The 16,552-nt window shown below is 53.5% G+C and carries 15 protein-coding genes and 2 pseudogenes; 10 read left to right on the top strand and 7 right to left on the bottom strand.

Going from position 1 to position 16,552, the window contains the following annotated elements; genetic code table 11:
* Positions 1-73: 73 nt before the first annotated feature.
* On the bottom strand, positions 74-4,432 hold the full coding sequence (locus HX868_RS21785) for an NACHT domain-containing protein (RefSeq protein ID WP_177004332.1): 4,359 nt from the start codon (positions 4,430-4,432) through the stop codon (positions 74-76).
* A gap of 247 nt (positions 4,433-4,679) precedes the next feature.
* Positions 4,680-5,255, bottom strand: coding sequence for a recombinase family protein (locus HX868_RS21780; RefSeq protein WP_177004331.1), 576 nt, complete (start codon positions 5,253-5,255; stop codon positions 4,680-4,682).
* Between the two features lie 226 nt (positions 5,256-5,481).
* Here HX868_RS21780 and HX868_RS21775 point away from each other — a divergent pair, with 226 nt between their 5' ends.
* Together HX868_RS21775 and HX868_RS21770 are read left to right on the top strand one after the other, a co-directional pair.
* Positions 5,482-6,450: a hypothetical protein gene (locus tag HX868_RS21775; RefSeq protein ID WP_056845759.1), complete on the top strand. Its 969-nt coding sequence runs from the start codon at positions 5,482-5,484 to the stop codon at positions 6,448-6,450.
* A gap of 541 nt (positions 6,451-6,991) precedes the next feature.
* The gene (locus HX868_RS21770) at positions 6,992-7,357 is read left to right on the top strand and encodes a hypothetical protein (protein WP_056845760.1); all 366 of its coding nucleotides are present in this window, start codon (positions 6,992-6,994) and stop codon (positions 7,355-7,357) included.
* 379 nt (positions 7,358-7,736) lie between these two features.
* Here HX868_RS21770 and mobI read toward each other — a convergent pair whose 3' ends face one another.
* Positions 7,737-8,198: a conjugative transfer protein MobI(A/C) gene (gene mobI, locus HX868_RS21765; RefSeq protein WP_056845761.1), complete on the bottom strand. Its 462-nt coding sequence runs from the start codon at positions 8,196-8,198 to the stop codon at positions 7,737-7,739.
* A 539-nt stretch (positions 8,199-8,737) separates the two neighbouring features.
* Positions 8,738-9,013 (bottom strand): cupin-like domain-containing protein, encoded by a 276-nt coding sequence (locus HX868_RS21760; RefSeq protein ID WP_177004330.1) that lies wholly within the window; start codon positions 9,011-9,013, stop codon positions 8,738-8,740.
* On the opposite strand from HX868_RS21760, the gene HX868_RS21755 reads away from it, so the two are divergent.
* Positions 9,012-9,365, top strand: coding sequence for a hypothetical protein (locus HX868_RS21755; RefSeq protein WP_177004329.1), 354 nt, complete (start codon positions 9,012-9,014; stop codon positions 9,363-9,365). The genes HX868_RS21760 and HX868_RS21755 overlap by 2 nt on opposite strands.
* A gap of 73 nt (positions 9,366-9,438) precedes the next feature.
* The gene (locus HX868_RS21750; RefSeq protein ID WP_425504237.1) at positions 9,439-9,915 is read left to right on the top strand and encodes a tyrosine-type recombinase/integrase; all 477 of its coding nucleotides are present in this window, start codon (positions 9,439-9,441) and stop codon (positions 9,913-9,915) included.
* A 231-nt stretch (positions 9,916-10,146) separates the two neighbouring features.
* Here HX868_RS21750 and HX868_RS21745 read toward each other — a convergent pair whose 3' ends face one another.
* On the bottom strand, positions 10,147-10,455 hold the full coding sequence (locus HX868_RS21745; protein WP_032879432.1) for an AzlD family protein: 309 nt from the start codon (positions 10,453-10,455) through the stop codon (positions 10,147-10,149).
* On the bottom strand, positions 10,445-11,161 hold the full coding sequence (locus HX868_RS21740) for an AzlC family ABC transporter permease (protein WP_056845764.1): 717 nt from the start codon (positions 11,159-11,161) through the stop codon (positions 10,445-10,447). The genes HX868_RS21745 and HX868_RS21740 overlap by 11 nt, the downstream gene beginning before the upstream one ends.
* A gap of 182 nt (positions 11,162-11,343) precedes the next feature.
* Between HX868_RS21740 and HX868_RS21735 the strand changes: the two genes are divergently transcribed.
* A complete protein-coding gene (locus tag HX868_RS21735; protein WP_032879430.1) occupies positions 11,344-12,210 on the top strand; it encodes a LysR family transcriptional regulator in 867 nt (288 codons plus the stop codon).
* A 98-nt stretch (positions 12,211-12,308) separates the two neighbouring features.
* On the opposite strand, the gene HX868_RS21730 is transcribed toward HX868_RS21735, so the two are convergent.
* Positions 12,309-13,163 carry a helix-turn-helix domain-containing protein gene (locus tag HX868_RS21730; RefSeq protein ID WP_032879429.1) on the bottom strand — a complete coding sequence of 285 codons (855 nt, stop codon included), beginning with the start codon at positions 13,161-13,163 and terminating at the stop codon, positions 12,309-12,311.
* A 157-nt stretch (positions 13,164-13,320) separates the two neighbouring features.
* Between HX868_RS21730 and HX868_RS21725 the strand changes: the two genes are divergently transcribed.
* The 5 genes and pseudogenes from HX868_RS21725 to thiD all read left to right on the top strand — a co-directional run bounded on the left by HX868_RS21725 (position 13,321) and on the right by thiD (position 16,503).
* Entirely contained in the window at positions 13,321-13,869 is a 549-nt protein-coding gene (locus HX868_RS21725) for a GNAT family N-acetyltransferase (protein WP_032879428.1), read from the top strand.
* A 148-nt stretch (positions 13,870-14,017) separates the two neighbouring features.
* A pseudogene (locus HX868_RS30590) lies at positions 14,018-14,209 on the top strand (phosphotransferase); the annotation flags it as partial.
* Positions 14,210-14,233: 24 nt separating this feature from the next.
* Positions 14,234-14,326 (top strand): annotated as a pseudogene (locus HX868_RS31330) (IS5/IS1182 family transposase); the annotation flags it as partial.
* Positions 14,327-14,631: 305 nt separating this feature from the next.
* Positions 14,632-15,069, top strand: a complete 438-nt coding sequence (locus HX868_RS21715; protein ID WP_032879426.1) for a GNAT family N-acetyltransferase — start codon at positions 14,632-14,634, stop codon at positions 15,067-15,069.
* A gap of 636 nt (positions 15,070-15,705) precedes the next feature.
* Complete coding sequence (gene thiD, locus HX868_RS21710; RefSeq protein WP_056845766.1) at positions 15,706-16,503, top strand: bifunctional hydroxymethylpyrimidine kinase/phosphomethylpyrimidine kinase; 798 nt, start codon at positions 15,706-15,708, stop codon at positions 16,501-16,503.
* Positions 16,504-16,552 lie beyond the last annotated feature (49 nt).

Genomic DNA, 16,552 nt, shown 5'->3' with positions numbered 1-16,552 from the left:
CCGAGGACGGTTCATGGCCTTATGAACCTCACGTCTGCCTAGCAGACGCTTCTGACTTTAATACTGCGATGGCCTAGCCTATATCAGTCCCTTTTCCTCGCTTCCTAGCGACCTTTTTTGACGCTGCTTTCGTATCCACGCCGCGCTTGGTCAGATCGACCCCAATCACCTTAATTTCTTCGACACCTGGGAACTGTGGCGCGAGGATAGTCCAATGGTTTTGAAGCGCTTCTATCAGGGCACCGAAACTCTCAGCACGTTTACCATTCGGCAGATCCCAACTGGCCTTGACTCCATGAAAAACGAGCGCAAATATCCCGCGGCTAGATCGCCGATCTCGAAGATAGTCGCCACAAAGTTGTACCTCAAGGCGCTCAAAGAGATGCGGCCCGGTCCATTTGTCGCCGAGCTTGAGCTCTACCGGCACCGGCCCATCGAAACCAACGCCATGAAAGCGCAGGTCAGGCCTTTTGGCGTCGGCGAGCTCCTCCTCTTGGGGAATCACATATCGGCCACCTGAGCGCTCTCGGCACCAGTTTCCGATATATTTTCGGATCTCCGTTTCCCGATCTACTGGCTGCAGGATTGATGCGATGCTCGCATCGCCTTCCTCAAGATCATGCTTGAGATCAAGCATACGATCGACGGCAAGACTCCAGAGATCACGATGATTGGTCGGTGTACGTTCCAGCCGATCGTGGAAGTCGCGTACTTGCAGTGGCGACCAAGCATGAGCATCTGCATCAAGAGTCGCTTTGGCCTTGGCATAAAACGCCATCCAAGGGCGCGACTTTTCGGCGGGATGCGCGCGTGAAATATCCATCAATGCAAGAAAAGCCTCTTTGCCTGGAGTCTCCCTAATAAACGAAAATAGCGCATCGCGTGCATCCTGAGCATCATCGCGCAGGCCCGGTGAGTACACACCATTTCCTGCGCGCTCGATGTCATCCTCCTGACGCACATAGTTGTGCGTCAGGAGGTAAAGCGCTTTCATGTGCTCGACCGTGCGGAAGGCTTGGCGGGTACTACTGTTTTGACGGCGATCACCAATTAGCGCCGTGATAAAACACATCGCAAAAAGTGTTTGGTTATCGGTACCCTTAATCTCGGCAAGCCGCGCAGCGAGCGCCGGAATAGCAACCCCTGGATCAACTCCCACCCACATCGCAAACCAAAGCGGCGCAGCTCTAAGGTTTTTGGTCGTTTTAGCCTTTTGTGCTGCGAGTTTCGCGATAGCCACATCGTCGACCGATGAACCTTGCACGACGCTGAGCATATAGCGCAGGTTGCCGATATTCTTCGGCTGCTTGCGTAACCGAGCGATTATTAGTGGTGCAAGCCGATCCCACATCCAACTGCCGCTCCAGCTAGCGTCATAGAGCACATAGTGGCTTGAGCTATCAGAACTCTCTGTTGTGAGCTCATAGTCAATCTCGGTGATCACAACATCGATGACTGCTTCGGGATAGGCCACATAGAGGCCCGGCAACCAGCTAGGAAAACCGTTGAGCTCGTGGAGCGCGAAGCGGGTTGCAATATTTGCTTCCGCGATAGAGATGTCCTTGAGCCAGCCAGGGTGCTCTCGTGTCTCGATCGACAAACCTGTAAGCCCAAAGATGACGCTGAAGGGGGTGACATTAGGCTTAGCCCCCTCGGAAAGTAATGTCGGACGATGGCAGCGCCAAAAGTTAACCGCACCGTCGCGGAACGCTCGCGCAATCGACTGACCGAACTCTGGGATGAGCGAGCGCCAGTCTCCCTCACTCCATTGGTTGGAACTATCGGTGTTCTCGCGCATTCGCTGGTGCAGATAATATTGGGCGTTAGTGATAACCCCCTGAGCGCCTGGATCGCGCAGCGCCTCGATATTAGCGTCGAGATGCTCCTTCCATTTGCGCTTATTCGTTTCTCGGTTCGCTACGTCCTTCGCCGCCTGCTTCTTCCAGCGCGCCTCGCGCTGCTTCCAGATTTGCCGGCCATGGGCCGGTGGACGTAGTAACGCGTCCAGTGTTGACCTCAGCTCGTCCTCGCACTTGGCAAGGTCTTTCAAGCGAGCTCGCCACGCAGCGGGACGACCACTCTCTCGGTAGATAGAAAAGGCTGAAGTGAGTGCGACAAGTTTGTCGTCTAACAGTGTCCGGGCAGCGATGTCATCACACACGGTATCGAAGCTGTCGGCACCTACCATCCAGAGATGACCAAATATGCCGACCTGCCAATAATCGATGAGACGTTCGTCTTTCTTAACCTCAAGGGCAGCGCGTGTTTCGGCAACATCGTGCCAGAACAGCGCATGATTGAGTTCGGGCCATTCGACGACACGTTTCGAAAGATCACTACTTAAGTCGCGAAACTCGTATTCGCCATATCCCAGGGCAATAGGTAGCGTGCGCAGGATCGACAACGCAGCGGGCTCGAGTGCACTCAGATCACGAGCGTCTATAAGGCGGCGAACAGTCTGAGCTGCGGCTTGCGCCAGCCAGCTGTATCGCGTCGATATCTCGCAAAAGCGCTGTTCGATGACCGGCGGCCTTTTCAGGAGGGCATGGAAGCCGGCAAGCAGTCTGGGGAGAAGCAGCAACGGCCACTCAGTGGCCAGTTGCGACAAAGAGCGCATCAGGCTGTCAACTGAGAACTGTTCCTTGGCTGGCGTGCGCTCCAGCGCCGCGAGCAGCCATTCGACGGAGTTATCGCTCTCGGGAAGCCCGGAAATCAGCTCGACGAGCCAATCGCGTCTAATCTCTTCGCTCTCGTGAAGTAAGGCGCACCGTACCTCATCATGATCAGCGGCTGATCCGACTGCCGCCAGCGCGCGAAAAGCCGCGATTCGCGTGTATTTGTTACGCGAAACCAGAGCGAAACTCTTGGCTTCGTAGGCGGCCCCCCTGATCTCCCCTTGCCAGACCATACGGAGCAAGAACGAGGAGATATCATCGTCCTCAGCATATTGGACGAGCAGCGCCTTGATATCGTCAGTGAGATCGATATTCGCAAAGCGCTGAACTGCTGAGTAATCAGTAAGTGATCGGCCATGCGCAGGCTGTGCCAGTTGCTCGCAGGCTTGACGCAGGATATCGCTCCGCGTTTCGCGCGGCAGTTGGCTCGGATCACCACCCTCGAAGAGAATTTCAGGTGCGAGACGACGGACTCGGGCGAGGATACGTCCGTCTAGGATGGCGAGCCAGGGCAGTACCGGCCGCATCGTAGGGACGATCACCTCGATGCCATACTGCGACCGGAAGAACAAACTCTCAATCCGCTCACGCGAGCCTTCGTCGACGATAAGCGTATGTAGCCACTCGGCAGTGAGATATTCGCGCACCGATCGGTGATGAAAACGAACCGTACCGTAGATGCCCTCGTCAAATATTGGCCGGCTGAGTAAAGTCGCGCAATCGGTGTCGTTCCAATCGGTAAGAACCTCCCGGATAGCGATACCCTTCGCGTTGTTGACCCCATCAGGGACTCGAATCGCCGACTCCTGGGTTAGCGTAGTCGCCGCTGCCACCAAGCGCGCTCCGAGACGCAACCTATCGCTCGAGATCGGACGCGCCTCAGAACGATCTTGGTCACGCTCCGCTAAGCGGCGAGCAATACTGCTCTGCATAAGCTCAAACCGTGAACCGATCCGCTGATGGTCATTCCAAAACTCAACGAGTTCGGCCAGATCCTGCGGGCGGGTGGTCAGCGACCAAGCATCCTTTCGATCCAGAGCATCGCGGAAAGCCTTGACGTTCTCCACATTCTTGCCATGCAAAAAAGTGTCGATCTGTGCACCGTGAAGATCATCGAGCGCGACGATTTTAAATGGGGCAGTAAGGTTTGTATCGACCGCCACTGTGTGGGTGGCGATATCCCGCTCCTCCTCCGCTGACGCGTTCTCATCAGCAGCATTCTCGCCTGAGCGATAGGGAAGCGAGTTACTGCACAGCAGCAAATCGGTCTTCGCTCGCCATGCTGTCGTTCGTCCCGTGATGACGATATGTGCCTGCTGTGATACTGGTGCGAGCAACCGGCCGAGCTTCCTGATTGCACGTTCAAAGTCTTTGGGATCGCGCAACCTGGCTTCGTCCACCGAGTCGAGAAGCAACCACCCTTCTTCTCCTGACGCCGCCCAAGCACTGAACTCTTCGAAACTGCCTTCTTCGAAGGCATCCTCGAAATCCTGACTAACGTGCTCAATCCGAACAAAGAAAGCAGGCTTTCCTTCTTGTCGAAGCTTGCGGGCGGTATTGCGGATTTCCTCCGTTTTACCCGAGCCAGCCTCCGACAGCAGAATTACGCGATACTCGCTTAAAAGATTGGGCCAACGAAGGCTTTCGCGCTGCCCCAGACGGCGAGTCAGATCGACATCGTCGTTCGCGCCCGACTCGAGTGCTAGCTCATGGAAAGTCCGATCGAGCGGGATGTATTCGTCTAGAGGGGCAGTCATGGAAGTCCTTTTAAAACTGTTTCCCGAGATTGAGCAGCAAGGCTATTCAAAGCTGTAGGCCGTTAAGATGCCTTCGCCTGCTGCTGGACCTGAGTCGACTACCGAAGCTAACAAACGGCCACTTCTGCGTCCATCGAACACTTTTTGCTGAAGTCGCCTCTGCATCTCAGCCTACAGTGGCCTGACCGCTTGGGGCTATGGATCAGTGTACGTTCAAAGAAATGACCGGGCGTATCCGAAAAATCAGTCACGGAAAACTATCGTGAATGCTTTTCCGCAGGTAACGATACAACGTTGTCCTCGAAACCCCGTACCGTATTGCCACATTAGCAACTTGAATTTCTGGATCCTTTAGCAAGGCCTTAATTTCACGGACCTGCAACTCAGCCAGAGCCGGCTTGCGCCCACCTTTCCTTCCACGGGCACGGGCTGCAGCCAGTCCTGCGCGGGTCCGCTCGCGAATGAGGTTGCGCTCGAACTCTGCCAGCGCAGCGAATACATGAAAAATCAGCTTGCCGGCAGCGCTGGTAGTTTCGATTCGTTCGTTGATGGACTCGAAGGCCGCGCCCTCCTGCTCCAAACGACTTACAATCCCAACCAGGTCAGGCAGAGAACGCCCGAGACGATCCAGTCGCCACACGACCAAAGTATCTCCGCTGCGCAAAGCCTTGAGGCAATGCCCCAGCTCCGGCCTGTCCGCTGACTTGCCGCTCATTGTCTCTTCGTAAACCACGGAGCACCCAGCCAGGGCAAGTGCATCTCGCTGCAGGTCGAGATTCTGATCATCAGTCGACACTCGGGCGTACCCAATCCGCTTTCCCATACGTTTTTCTCACACTGATTTCGGTACGAGAAAAGTGACAGGAAAGCGGGAAATCCCAAGCCCAGAAGTTCGTCTGGAATAGGTGTGCCATAAACGACCGTTTACGGGACGGATGCGCTCGTCAATTTCAGACGCTGAAAGCGACCGAAAACGAACCCCAGAATATTTTTCCTCGCTCAACATTTCCTTCAGCAGCTCAGCACCTGAGCTGAATGGAGGAATGACCATGAAGCAGAGTTTCCACGGACATTTTGATCGGGACTTGACCAAGGCCGGCTCGGCAATTCTCAGGGAGGCAGTCCGACGCGGGCTTCTCAGTCAGCACGAGGCCATGATCCACGACCAGCAATGGGCGCAGTTTAGTGTTTATGCCAACGAGTCTCATGAGGTAGATATCCTGGAATTCGTCAATAAAAAATTGGTGAGGGAGTACGGGGAAGAGCTATATATCCAGGCATACCAAGGAAATCTCCCGCTGGAAAGCGTGTCAGGCCTGCTTGAGACTGTATATGCAGTGATGGGCTTCGCAACTAATGGGCGCTGGAAAGGCGCAGCGGCTAACGTCGGTAGCCGTCTTGGCTTTCCAAGCCATGCACGGATTACCGTACCGCGCAGTCTTGACCGAACTAAGTTTGAAGCCGCGATGGTGGATATTCAGGCTCTCTACTCAGAGCAGCTAGCAACATTAATCAGGTCAGTTCGATACCTTGGCATGTCATTGCTTGAGGCTTTTTTCTTCGACGCAGAAGATGCTCACAAGGACGCCGAAGAAGAAAGCATCTTTTATGTGTTCAGCAAAGATAAACATGAGCATCGGATCATTAATATTTCTGCCCCTGAGCAAATTGTAATTTTGGAGAAGGCCGCGGCATTTCAAAAACTTCAGGGCAGCAGTCACGCGACACCAGCAGCTTGGCGTACATGGAAATTAAAGAACCTACCTGCCGCGCAAGAGCTTTTACTTTCTCACGGACTAAATATTGATGATTGTCGCGCGGCATATGCCTGCGAGCTCTACCGGCGATTGTCTGGTCACCACGCCCCGATTCTAGAGGGAAAAGCTCCCCACGATGAGGATCTGGAGGCCCGGAATCACGTCGCCTACGAGCTCGGGAATATGCGTGTCTGGGAAACTGATGCGTACGTCGGTGCCCGATCCAACCTGAGGAAGGAAGCCGCCGGTACCAATCGCTAAGCCATCACACAGCAGATTTGGGTTTAGATCAGACGCCCTTAACCTTGGCAGACCTCGAAACAAAGGAGTCAGGGTATGGATCGTTTTGAATTGCTTGTATATGCCGTGCTTGCCGTCATCAGTGCACTGACGATCGCAGGTGTAATTGGCTATATGGTCGCAGCGTACCTGGACAAGAAGCACAGCGACGATTGAGCCTTCAGCGGAGCGACCAGATACCTGCAACAAACTGCCCGCTGCCCCTTGGCAGCGGGCGCTTACCCAATCCATCGACAAGACCCCTACCGCGGCGATAAGCAGTATTTCCTCAAGCCTATGAAGTCATGGGATGACTTCGGAAGGGCTGTTAATCTCCGCACCAAAGCGAAAGTGACCGGAGCGCCGAGGCGTTTAGATCAGCGACATGCACGCCCTCCGTGTGGCGAGCTAGCTTGCCGAGTACGCTAAAACCCGTGCGCGGACTCATGGGCAGCATCTCATCTTGGGTTTTCCGAAAGCTACCGGAGAGTGTTTAGCGACCTCATCTAACCGGAGCAGCACCATGGAATTTCGTCACCTTGGTAACGGGCAGTACTTCCCACCTATTGCACCAAACGGTCGGATTTACGCTGTACCTCTTGGGCAGGAAACCCAGGTAGAAATTTTCTGCCTGGCCCCAGTAGGCATCATGGGCGCGGGCATCCAATTACGCTGGTCAGAAATCGTTGGTTGTTACTACGACGACGAATCATGGGAGATCATCCCGCGCAATTACTCGGGACGAGGAATGCGCTTCCGCAGAGGCCTATCCTGCATCATGGTGATCGCAGGCAATGAGGCCCTCACGACACACATCCAGGGCTACCCCATCCCCATATGCGTAATTAACCGCATTGCATTCGAGCAGCAGCGTGGCAGTGAGAGATAGCGCGTTACCGCCACCACCCACTACGCGACACAGGTACCAGCTGGAACGGCACCTACCAATGTTTATTTTATGAAAGTGAAGCCTTTCACTACTAATACAAACGAAAGCTGGCCGGCTGACTTGGTCGTAAGCGTCACTGCTAATAGCAAATACGGCCTCCGCCCCCGCCTGCATGGGCCTGCTGGCTGACAACGAGTAGATTTAGCGCCCTACACTGCTTATAGCCCGAACCCGTCGCCTTCCATGATCAAGCGCAGCAATATATCTCGCCATAGTTCACTGCTGATACGAGAAAGCCCCGCCAGACCAAGCTGCACGGGGCTTTCGGGATTTACAATCGGGTCAAATCTTTTCGGCACTGCTTATAGGTACTCAGCCGCTACCCTGCCGAATAGAGGTCGCCATGATTAAGCGCTTGGTATCTAGACAGCTTCTTCTCATAAGCGACCAACGTCCGACGTAGCTGACGATTCTCGCTCGCAACTCTGCGAATCTCAGCAAGCCGCCCCTCAACTTGCAGAACGAGGTGCCGGTATGGGTATTCAACAAACTCAAACGAGGAAGCCGGGTATTTATGTTTGCCATTCCCCTTGGCAATAGTCAGGGGCGCGAATTTGTTTTTTTGTCCCTGCAGCGGCACCAGTTTGCACCAGTAGATCGAATACGCATTCGGGCTCACCTGCTTGATTGATACGCCGGCCACAACAGATTTGACCCCGGTCTTTTTGTACAGTTTCATGGACGCATCCACATAGCTTGCTACCAAGCATCTCGCGTCCGCAAGCAGCTGCTCGTACTGCTGATCCAGCAGGGTGACTATCGTTTGTGCTTCTTTACTCATGGCCAAGGCTCTCCTCGCTGTAAGAGCCAAAATGGTGACCGATCTCTGAGCACCCGGAATTCGATTTCAGACCGTTCTACCGTCGGAAATCTACCGAAAGTGGGTAGTCTGGCTCAGGCTGTCACCCTACCTCGCGCCAGATGATCAACGGATGACGACATGTCAGTCGCAGAAAAACATAACGTGCAAAGGATGCACAATAGATGACGACGGCAGCCTTGACCCTGAGCGGAACAAGATCAACATGTTAGAAGCACATGATATCGAGCGCGCGCGTATTCCTGCCTGTCTTAACTGGCCGGTTTTTGCCAGTTAAGACAGGCAGAAATCGGCCGATTCTGTTGAAAACAGTCGGCCATCGTTTCCACGGTAGAAAAGTACGTGTCTGAGCTTGAAATCTTTGCTTTGAGCAGAGGGTTTCGAGTTCAGATTTCGCGTAGATGCGCGCAAAAAAGGCATTTTCAGCAGTCAGTACATACGCAGCCTGGAAGGACCGACTTTTTCAACACAATCGGCCAAAAGGAGCCAGTCAAAGGCGTCTAGGAAATCAGGGGCGATTCATCATAATTTTCGCCACGAACGGCATTCACCCAAAAATTTATTGAGAATGACATGCTCAGCGAGCTGACTTCGTGGAACCAGCCCTCAGGTAAATACAACATATCGCCAGGTCGTAAATGGAGGCGAAAGAACTCCACCTGTTTCGCCTTAGGAAACCTGTCGAAGTCGGAAGAGGAAGGACTGAAGTCACAACCCTCCAGCCCCCCCTGAGGTGAAGTTGACCAAAGCACAGCGTGAAGCTGGGAGGAAGGCATGAGTAAGTACGCAGATCTGGAGATGCTGGCGAATAAGGCCACGCCAGAGCCGTGGTGGATCGACAGCCACGGTATGACGATGATGTCGCTGCCAGACCTTCAGGTCGTATTCAATCACCCCCAGCAATCCGTCGCGGTGCGCAACGAAGAGACCGGCAACCTATCTCACTGGCGCAACGACTGGGATGCTTCATTCATCGCTACCGCAAACCCGCAAACCCGCAAACGATCTTGGAACTGCTGGCCGAGTACAAATCACTGCGCGTGGCTCTTGATAGTTGCGCTGAAGAGTTGGCCGCAGAAGTCATCTGCAAGCATGGCGGTCAGAAACTCGAAGACATGCACCCAGTAACTCGCCGCCTTTATGAGCGAGACATGGCGCCGGTTGTTGAGGCACGCGCCGTCCTGGCCAAAGGAGTCACCCCATGACCACGCACCGAATCAAAGACAACGCCGGCCGATGGCACCGCGTGTCGAAGTCAACCGCCAAGTCAGGGAGCTACGTCAGCTTCTACCGTGGCGAGACAATAAACCCCTACAGTGGTCATCGAGAGTTTGTATTCTCAGCAGATAGAAACCCACGAACTCACTGCAACAGCCAGACGGCAAGTATGGCCTTGAAACGGATGGGCTTTGAGGGTCGATTAGTGAGTCATGGTATGCGCTCCATGGCCAGCACCATCCTTAACGAACAGGGATGGGATCCTGAACTGATCGAGGTAGCACTTGCACATGTGGACAAAGACGAAGTACGTAGCGCCTACAATCGTGCGGACTACATTGAGAGAAGACGCCCAATGATGACTTGGTGGAGCGAGCATATTCAGCATGCGGCTACCGGGAGCTTGTCGATCTCAGCCGTCCAGGGGACAAGGGGTCTCAAACTAATATCGACCCGGTAACTTCCACTACCAAAATCAGTATCGCTTTAATCGTCGAGCGGTGGAACTCCCTCGGTCTGGATCATTTCCAGTGTCGATGACAACCACATCTAAAGAATCCATCGGACTGGCAATAGCCCCACCCACGCGAGCGACGCGTCCCGGCACCATCCCTCCGGCCGCCAAACCTGTTCTAAAACTTTTTATTTAGCCTCGACCAATAGCGGATGCTCCGGAAACCAATCAACGAATTCACAGTTGCCGAACCAAGGCGGCTGCGACGATGCCAGCAGCAATAGCTGGCAAAGGCTTTTTGATAATTAGCATGACGACTGCTGTTGTAAGAAGAGCCCACCGTGCACCGTTATCACCTGCAATTGCCAAGGGTGCAAGCAGTGCCACCAAAACAGACCCCGACATAGCGCTGATAAATAGTTGCACGCGGTAGTTGATGGGTACGAAAGACATTACGAAAACGCCGCCCCAGCGCGTTGCGAGAGTGACCACTGCCATTAACAACACAATGATCAGGGTGCCGTAATCTGTGGTTTCAATGTTCATTTTTTTTCTCTATCCACACCGCACCTAACACACCGCCCGCCAGGGCTCCGACTACCACATGACTGTTTTCAGGCAGACACCAATACGCCCAAAGCGAGGAACATGCAGCGACAATCCAGATAATCAACATACGCAGGCTTTTCTGCCCGCCGACAACCATGGCGAGCAGGAAGCACCCCATCACCATGTCCAGCCCCCAACTGACCGGATCATGAATCGCGCTACCGAAATAGATTCCCATCCAACTTCCCAGCGACCATGACGACCAAAGCGCAATACCTCCGCCGAACAGAAGACCTAGTCCTGGCTCACCGCGGCTAAATGCTTGCATCGACATTGCCCAGTTCGCATCGGACACAACCAGCATCACCCCATAGCGTTTCGCGCGAGGCAGTTCGCGTAGCCACGGATACAGAGTGGCGCCCATCAAAAGGTGCCTAGCGTTGATGGCAAATACAGTGATGATGAGAGGAATCAGGGGCACGTGCTCACCCCACAATTTAAGCACCGCAAACTGCGCGGCCCCGGCAAATACCAACGTGCTCATGGCAACAATTGAAATTTCGCCAAGCCCCGTCTGCACTGCAGCAAGACCAAAGGCCACCCCAAAAACAACGACAAAGGAAGAGATGGGCAACAACGTTTTGAAGCCCTCCCAGACGTCGGTGGACTCAAGTCTAGATAACAACCTCTCTGCCGATGACAAAACATAACCTCCGTTGTGCGTGGCGTGCGCGCAATACCCGAGCAAGCACACAGGATGTGCTGAAGCCTTTTCTATAGCCTTCCTGGTATCAGCACTCTGCGAGTACTATCGCCCGGACCTAAAAGCCCGAAAAGCGCATAATCCTCATAAATCGTATCCGCTAATCGAATACAGAGTTCTCTATGAATCCGCAGAATCTTCAGATTGATTGGCTCAAATGTCTCATCGCGGTTGTCGATACCGGCTCACTTTCCAACGCGGCACCAGAGGTTTATCGCTCCCAATCGGCAGTGAGCATGCAACTCAAAAAGCTTGAAGCTGCGGTCGGTCGGCAATTATTAGTGCGAAACGCCCACCACCTTCATCTGACATCCGATGGCCAGGTCTTTCTTGGGTATGCACGGCGGATACTGGACCTGCACGCAGATGCCCAGACAGCTTTTAGCAAGAACGAACTGGCCGGGCGAATTCGCCTGGGAGTTCCGGACGACTATGCAGCCAAGTACCTGACGCCTGTGCTCAAGCGTTTTGCGCCCCGCCATGGCGCAGTTGAGATTGAACTCGATTGCGAGCAATCCACTTCACTGATCCCCCGAGTTGAAAAAGGTGATCTCGACCTAGCGCTGATATCACGAGACCACTCTCGACGAGGAACCTTGTTGTTCCATGAACCAATGGTCTGGGTGGGATCACCGCAGTTCGATATATGGAGGCGCGATCCACTCCCTATCGCGACATACGAGGAGACCAGTCTAGCCAGGCGCAGCGCTATCAACTCCTTGGCTTTGCAAGGGCGTCAGTACAAGGTGATTTACAATAGTTCAAGCCTGGCTGGCCAATTGGCTGCAGTTGAAAGCGGCTTGGCCGTCGCCGTTTTGACTCGATGCAGTGCACCAGATCATCTTGAAATTCTAGGCGCCGAACACGGGCTCGGCCCGCTTGAGCCGATGGAGGTCTCCGTCTATCGCAGCCGTGCCTCGTTGGCGTCCAAGCCGGTCGATAGTCTGTACAGCATGCTGATCAAGACGCTGAGAATCTCGGCAACTTGAATATTTGGACACTAGCCGTTGAACAGATAGGCGATAGCAAGCAGGTTCTGCTGCGGTGCATGGTTAGTGCGCCTTTCCTCCTCTATTTCTACCGCAGGTTAGTCATTTTCCGCCTTCTCCCTCTTGTGCTTACGATAACGGGAAAGCGAAATCCCCGTTTGGCGCTTGAAATAGCGACACAAGTAAGATGCGTCGGCGAAGTTCAGTTCGTCGGCCACACGGCCAATAGCCAAGTCACTGTATGAAAGGAGAGCCTTGATTTCCAAGGTTACCTGCCGATCTATCAGGCCCTTGGGAGTGTCATTGAAAAACGCTTTGGTCAACTGCGACAGGTAGAACGGCGTGATACTCAGTGCGTCGGCGTAGAACTTCACATCTCGGTGGCGGATGCAGTGTTTGCCTATCAATTCCCAGAAGCGCCAACTGAGCATTTCCTTCCTGCTGAATCCCTTGTTCTCTATTTGGTTGGCTGGAAGTTGCTCGGCTATTTTTAAAAAGAGGTTCTGCAGTTGATTACGCAACATGATGCGTTGGTAGGTGGGGCAGGTCTGCGCAATGTTCCGCATCTGCGTCACCCACCCCTCTATCAGCGGCATGTCGTCCTTGGATGGGACGCAATGAGGATGGTCATGCAGAAATACGAACAAGGTATTTGGCAGTGGGTAGGCAACCTCCGCTGCAAAGTTTTTCGGCATAAGGCAGAAAAACACCTTGAAGCGGCGCGAGCGACGTTTGAGCAAGGCAATCGTGTCTTCAGCCAGCAGCATCACACCACCGCGCCTGACCGCATGCTCTTTGAAGTTTAGAGTGAAGTGGGCACTACCGCAGAGGCATACCAGCAGCGTCAAGTAAGCATGACCGAAGGAGAGCGGTAAACCTAGCCCTTGCGCGAGCGTGGTTTCTCCCATCCGCATCGAATCGTCAGGAACAAGAAGTTTCGGAATGTGATGCATAGTGCCCCAGCTCTACAACAACCAAAGGCCACCATCGTATCACCGCTTGGCGCGATTGTTTCTAAAAGTACCGAAGAAGCCGAGGTACTGGCGTGTACCGATGATCTGTCTCCCAATACTCTATCTCGAACGCACCAATCCACTACGAGTACAGGATATGACACTTGTAACAGAACGACTCTCGCTGCGCCCCTGGCTGGACACAGACGCCGCCGATCTATACGAATATGCCAAAGACGCCCGAGTTGGTCCCATCGCTGGCTGGCCCCCGCACACCAGTGTGGAGAACAGTGCCGACATCATCCGCACAGTCTTCAATCACCCAGAGGTGTACGCGGTCGAATTGAAGGAAAATCGCCGTGCTGTTGGTTGTGTAGGCATTCTCATAGGTAGCAACAGCAATTTTGAAATCAGTGAGCAGGAAGGGGAAATAGCCTACTGGATCGGCGTGCCTTACTGGGGCAAAGGCCTGATTCCGGAAGCAGTGCGTGAAGTGATGCGACACGCTTTTGAAAACCTGAACCTCAAAGCACTTTGGTGTGGTTACTTCGCCGACAACATCCAATCCCATGCTGCTCAATCGAAGTGTGGCTTTCGATTTCATCACACCGAAGAAAACAAATATAACCAGTTCCTCGAAGACTATCGGACAGAACACATCAGCCGCATCACCTACCAAGAATGGCTGGAACATACGAAAGAGTAAGGGCGCAAAGTAAACATACCGGCATGAGGAGGCAGCGACCGGCGGACGCAGTCTGGTTACAATGTATACCGCACGAACGCCGGAGAGGGGTGCAAACCTTACTTGGGGCTGTACGGAGAACTAGCCGGATTTCCCTTCCGCCGTAGCACTGCCGCGAACTACAACGGCTCATGGCGACCTATGTGACACCAATGTCTTCGTTGACGCCCATGACCAGTTGCATTTCATCGATCTGGGGCGGGGCGGTATCGCGGATCGCTGGCTGGACATCGCGTTTGCTCATCGAAACCTGCGCGAAGATATTTCGGACAATGCAGCAAACAACTTTCTTCGGGGGCTTGGCGAGCCCGACCAGTCTGCGAAGCGTGTGTATTTCGAGCAGCTGATCGATCTGGACACCTGGATGGTCGACTCCACCGCGGTAAACGCAACCCGAGCCTCTTCCGGCGCCGGGAAACTGTCACCGGTGGCTTGACGCTGGTTTTCTCTGCTGGCCTTTAGTGTTAAAGGCCACACTCCATTTGTTTCAGAAACGCCGCACCCCTACAGAATTCACAAACACATAAGAGCGACGTTCTTCTGGGTGGAAGTTATTTCATAGTCTGTCCCCTCGAACAAACTTTCACAAAGCATTTCTTGATAGCTCCAGCCAGTTACCATTCAATACTTCCAGCAGTCAGTCGCAACTCAGGCACTCTACACACCAATAAACACCCATAACAGTAAATTGAGCCCGATCATCACCAAAATGCAGGATACTCTATGGAAATCTCACTCACCCAAATAACGCAACAAAACTATGAGGCAATTTGCGAGCTGGAGGTCACTGAAGAGCAGGAGGACTACGTGTCCAGTAATACTTGGTCGCTCGTTGAGGCTGCATACAACCCGGGTTACTTCACACGCGCCATCATTGCAGATGAAGAGCCAGTAGGTTTTTTTATGTGGGTGCAGGAATCCGAAGAAAAAGTCTCTATCTGGCGCTTTATGGTGGATAAAGAACATCAGCAGAAATCCATCGGTAGAGTCGCGCTGGGTCTCGCCCTACGTGAAATAAAACAGATCAAAAACTTGAAAGAAATTGAAATTTGCTATAATCCCAACAACGTCGTAGCTAAAGGGTTTTATTCCAGTTTCGGGTTTGTCGAGGTTGGCATGGATGCAGACGGCGAAGATATGCTGGCGAGGATCATAATTTGAACTTCGCCAAATACAACCCGAGCTGCACAATAGCTCTAATTACCTTCAGCTCTCCCTGAATTCAGAAGTGCGAGCCTTCTGGCATCGTTTGCAGGCTATTGTCGTCCTGAACAATGCCCCGATATCTTCAAATTTTAACATCAGCTGCGGCGCAACTCGAGGCCGCAGCTGTTAGGCGATCGGGCCGCCCGGCTTGCAACTTGCGCATCGCCCTGGTCTTTACTCCATTGCAGCCTGGAGGATCATATGAGATTCTCGGAATCCGTGCTCTTTGGGGCGAATAGTTCGCGAGTAACGAGAGGTCCTTCAAAGCACAAGAAAAACTCGGGCTCCTCAATCAACTCACTGAGGAAATAAATTCTTGGAGATTACAGAACCGAGCATATCAGTCGAATGACCAAGGAAGAATGACTTGCACTGGAAGTAACCACTACTCGACCGACTATGGCATTAAATTAAAGCCGTGATAGTCGCTCCTTAGGACCTGCTTGGGGCGGAGGAATATGCAAAGTGCACACGGATACTCCGAAGCCATACTCATTCTCCCTCGACACACGGGACTCTTCAAAGCGGATTTTCTGCAGAAGATGCGCCCGACGCTGCGAGGATAAAAGCATTAGCGGCGGAGGAAACTCAATGATTCCCAACGTTCTGAGCATCGCGGGTACGGACCCAACCGGCGGCGCAGGCATTCAAGCTGACTTGAAGACGTTTTCTGCGCTTGGCGCCTACGGAATGAGCGTAATAACTGCAGTTGTGTCGCAGAACACGCAAGGAGTTCGTAGCTTCGTTGCACTGGAGCCAGAATTCGTAGCCGACCAAATCGAGGCTGTGTTCGACGACGTGCGGGTGGACGCGGTCAAAATCGGCATGATTGCCAACGCAGCCATTGCCGACGCGATCGCTACCCGACTAGAGCGACATGCTAACTGCCCCATAGTCTTGGATCCCGTCATGGTCGCCACCAGTGGACACCGCCTGCTTCCTCCAGATGCAGTTTCTATCGTTCGTGAACGGCTGATTCCACTTTGCACGTTGATCACCCCCAACTTGCTCGAAGCAGGCGACCTACTCGACTCACCCCACCCCACATCTATAGAAGAGATGCATACGACGTTGGAGGGGCTTCATCAGTTGGGTTCAAGCTGGGTATTACTCAAGGGCGGCCATTTAGACGGTCAACACAGTATTGATCTACTCCACGGTAATGGAGAAACCTGCACCTTGGCCGCACCGCGAGTGCTTACATGCAATTCACATGGTACCGGCTGCACTCTATCTGCTGCGATCACGGCGTTTCTACCATCAATGGATATGCTGTGCGCAGTGAAACTGGCAAAGAATTACCTAACGCATGCACTGGCGGCAGCCGACCGGTTGCAAATTGGGACCGGCCATGGGCCAGTTCATCACTTCCATGCAATTTGGAAGTAGATGGTTCCGTAGCCCAGATAGCTCGGTAGCACACTCCTACCCGCATAGC

The organism is Pseudomonas reactans, assembly GCF_013385825.1.
Classification (GTDB): Bacteria; Pseudomonadota; Gammaproteobacteria; order Pseudomonadales; family Pseudomonadaceae; genus Aquipseudomonas; species Aquipseudomonas reactans.
This window is presented reverse-complemented; position numbering and strand designations above follow the sequence as displayed.